Origin of the sequence: Arthrobacter sp. H14 (assembly GCF_000520495.1) — a bacterium.
Classification (GTDB): domain Bacteria; phylum Actinomycetota; class Actinomycetes; order Actinomycetales; family Micrococcaceae; genus Arthrobacter_C.
On record NZ_KI914684.1, the window covers coordinates 1 to 3,227 of the forward strand.

Consider the following 3,227-nt stretch of genomic DNA (forward strand, 5'->3'; position numbering starts at 1 on the left):
ACCGTCCAGACGTCGCTCCAGGAACCGGGAACGCCATTTCCGAACCGTGGGCAGCGACAACTGCAACCGCCTGCTCACCTCCGAATTCGACACCCCCGTCGCGCACTCCAGCACGACTCTGGAACGTAGCGCCAGATCCTGCGCGGACTTACGCCTACGAACCCACCGCACCAACTGGTCACGTTCCGTATCGGAGAGTCTCACTTCGGCCAATGCCGGTCCTCGTTGCGCCATACTCCAGCCTACCAACAACTAGCAACGAACTAACGGCGCAACACACTAGCGGCTACTGGCTGCAGTTCCCGGCAAATGACCGGGAAGTACGACGACGACGCAAGGGTCCGGCGCCGTCGTGGGCTGGTGGGTTCTTACCGGTGGTCCAAAGTCTTGCTGACCCGGTCTCCCAGGACCTGGATCACCTGGACGAGCAGCACAATGATCACGATGGTGACGATCATGACCGGTGTGTTGAAGCGCTGGAAGCCATAGTTGTAGGCGATGTAGCCGAGTCCGCCGCCGCCAATGAGACCGGACATGGCGGAATAACCGACCAGGGTGATCAACGTCGTCGTCAGTGCAGCGGCCAGCCCGGGCATGGACTCGCGCAGCAGGACCTTGTTGACGATCTGCATATTGGTCGAGCCCATCACCATCGCGGCATCGATCTTGCCGGAGTGGACCTCGCGCAGGGACGTTTCAACCAGCCGGGCGAAGAATGGAATGGTGCCAATGCTCAACGAGACGGAGGCGGCAACCGGGCCGAGACTGGTTCCAACCAACAGCCGGGAAAGCGGAATGAGGGAAACCATCAGGATCGCGAAGGGTACCGATCGGGTGATATTGACGATGATGTCCGAGGCGATCCGGTGAAACACCGGCATCGGGTACAGGCCGCCGGGCGACGCCACATGCAGCAGCACGCCGAGGGGGAGCCCAATCAGCACCGTGAACAAGCCGGCGATGCCGACCATTTGCATCGTTTCCACGAAGGCGACGGGCAGAGCCTCGGTGACAACCGGATCCGCCAGCAGTTCCGTAAACCAGTTCACTGTGCGACCTCCACTGCTACTCGGTTCTGGCGCAGGTAGTTCAGGACACCGGCTGCGTCTGCACCCGGTTCGAGTTGCACGCGCAGCCTGCCAAACTCACTGCCGGCAAGCGTCTCGACGCTGCCCGCCAGGACATTGACATCCATGTCGAACCGGCGCGTGATTCCGGACAGCACCGGCTCCGAGGCGCTGCCTCCGGAAAAGAGGATTTCGAGTACCGTGCCGTCCGCTGCGGGCGCGCCGGCAGGCAGGGGCAGCAGTGCCTTCGATAGTGCGCCGTCAAGGTCGGCCGCCACTTCGCCCAGTGGACCGCTCTGGACAATCTTGCCGTGGCTGAGCAGGGATACGGAGTCGCAGATACGCTTGACCACTCCCATTTCATGCGTGATCAGCAGGACCGTCAGCTGCAAGCGGCGGGTAAGGTCCTCGATCAGCACGAGGATCTCCTCCGTGGTCTTCGGGTCCAGTGCCGACGTCGGTTCGTCGCAAAGAAGCACGTGCGGATCCGCCGCCAGGGCGCGGGCAATACCGACGCGCTGGCGCTGGCCGCCCGACAACTGAGACGGATACGCGTTTTCAGCCCCTTCGAGACCGACGAGGCTGAGCAGCTCTGCCACCCGCTCGGCGGTGCGGCTCTTGGGCGTCCTGACCAGTTCAAGGGGATGGGCGACGTTTCCAGCCGCAGTGCGTGAGTCAAGCAGGTTCCCGTGCTGGAACACCATGCCGATCCTTCGCCGGGCGGTTCTCAGTTCGGAATTCTTTGCCCCGGCCAGCTCCGCACCGACAATGGAGACAGTGCCCGACGTCGGCCGGTCCAGCAGAGTCAGGCAGCGCACCAGAGTGGACTTGCCGGCTCCGGAGTGGCCGATGATGCCGTGGATGGAACCCTTGGGTACTTGCAGGCTCACACCGTCCAGGGCGATGACTTCGCGGTCGCCCTGACGGTAGACCTTGCGCAGGTCGCTGATGGTAATCATGGATCCTTCTGGCTTTCAGGCGTGCCGGAATAGACCTGACCTGGCGGATAGCCGGGAGGCCTACGACGACGGGGGCGTGTTCCGGTCGGAACGGCGGTGTCAGCTCAACACCAGAAGATGATTTTTGCACGCACTTTAAAGGCTGATGGCATTATGACGGTTTGTATCGCCCACATGGTCTGGTGGCTTTTGTCACTCGTGATTTCCCCCACTCAGGCGACCGGGATGCGGGCTCTCAGAGACCTTCAGCCAACCGGAACGAGTTCGGCATGGACCGGCCAGTCTCCGCTGATGACAGCCTCAGGTTTTGTTCGTCGGAGGTACTCTTGGAAACTGACGGCCTGCTCGTGGCACCAGTGGATCTGGGCGTCATGAAGGCTCGCGGCGTCGGTGCGCAACTGAGGGAACTTGGCGGCCAGACAGTCGGCCAGCCGGATGGTTGCCAACGCGTCGGCCGCCGAAGTATGCGCTTCCTCGAGGTCGACCAGATATTCCTCACACAGAGCCACCAGGGTGCGCTTGCCGCGGCGATACTTGTGGACGTGTTTGTTGAGGACGAAGGGGTCGATGACCGGTTTCGCCTCTGAAGGGACGAGTCCGAAGCGGCGGCATTCAGAACCCAGCACGGTGAAGTCATATGGTGCGTTGAACGCCATGACCGGGATCCCGGCGTCGAACAATCCCTCAAGAACAGCCAGCACTTCAGCCGTGACGTACTCCGGGGGCAGACCTTCAGCCTGGGCGCGTTCGTTGGTGACTCCGTGCACCGCTGAGGCTTCGGCGGGTATTTCGATTTCGGGAGCGGCCATCCACTCATGTGTCCGCACCACCTCTCCCGCGCCATTGACGAGGACGATGGAGGCGGTCACTATCCGCGCTTCGTGCGGATCCCGCCCCGTGGTCTCGAGGTCGAACGCTGCCCTGGGTAATTCATGCCAATTGTTCATGTTTGAAACGCTATCGGCCGGCTCCGACAATTTTGGTGACCGCCACGTCGTGCGTATTGAATACGCTTGGAAGATGCATGATGACTACATTGAGGCGGTGCTCGAAACCGCCGCTCTCATTCCGCCCGGACGGGTGCTCGCCTATGGCGATATCGCCGAGCTGCTGGGAACCTCCGGCCCCCGCCAGGTGGGTTCCGTCCTGTCGCACTACGGCAGCTCCATTCCATGGTGGCGGGTGATCCGCGCCAGTGGAG

5 protein-coding genes are annotated in these 3,227 nt (G+C 62.2%); 1 reads left to right on the forward strand and 4 read right to left on the reverse strand.

All coding sequences use genetic code 11. From position 1 onward, the window contains the following. The 4 genes from Y707_RS30130 to Y707_RS0118170 all read right to left on the reverse strand — a co-directional run. Window positions 1-234 (reverse strand): helix-turn-helix domain-containing protein (locus tag Y707_RS30130; protein ID WP_155852649.1); only part of this gene is annotated, 234 nt, incomplete at its 3' end. 134 nt (window positions 235-368) lie between these two features. Then, window positions 369-1,049 (reverse strand): methionine ABC transporter permease, encoded by a 681-nt coding sequence (locus Y707_RS0118160; RefSeq protein WP_026536124.1) that lies wholly within the window; start codon window positions 1,047-1,049, stop codon window positions 369-371. After that, complete coding sequence (locus Y707_RS0118165) at window positions 1,046-2,026, reverse strand: methionine ABC transporter ATP-binding protein (protein WP_026536125.1); 981 nt, start codon at window positions 2,024-2,026, stop codon at window positions 1,046-1,048. Before Y707_RS0118165 ends, Y707_RS0118160 begins: the two co-directional genes overlap by 4 nt. Window positions 2,027-2,271: 245 nt before the next feature. Further along, the gene (locus tag Y707_RS0118170) at window positions 2,272-2,973 is read right to left on the reverse strand and encodes a 3'-5' exonuclease (protein ID WP_026536126.1); all 702 of its coding nucleotides are present in this window, start codon (window positions 2,971-2,973) and stop codon (window positions 2,272-2,274) included. A gap of 73 nt (window positions 2,974-3,046) precedes the next feature. On the opposite strand from Y707_RS0118170, the gene Y707_RS27375 reads away from it, so the two are divergent. Beyond that, window positions 3,047-3,227, forward strand: a 181-nt coding sequence (locus Y707_RS27375) for an MGMT family protein (protein ID WP_035782538.1), incomplete at its 3' end; no start/stop codon positions are given.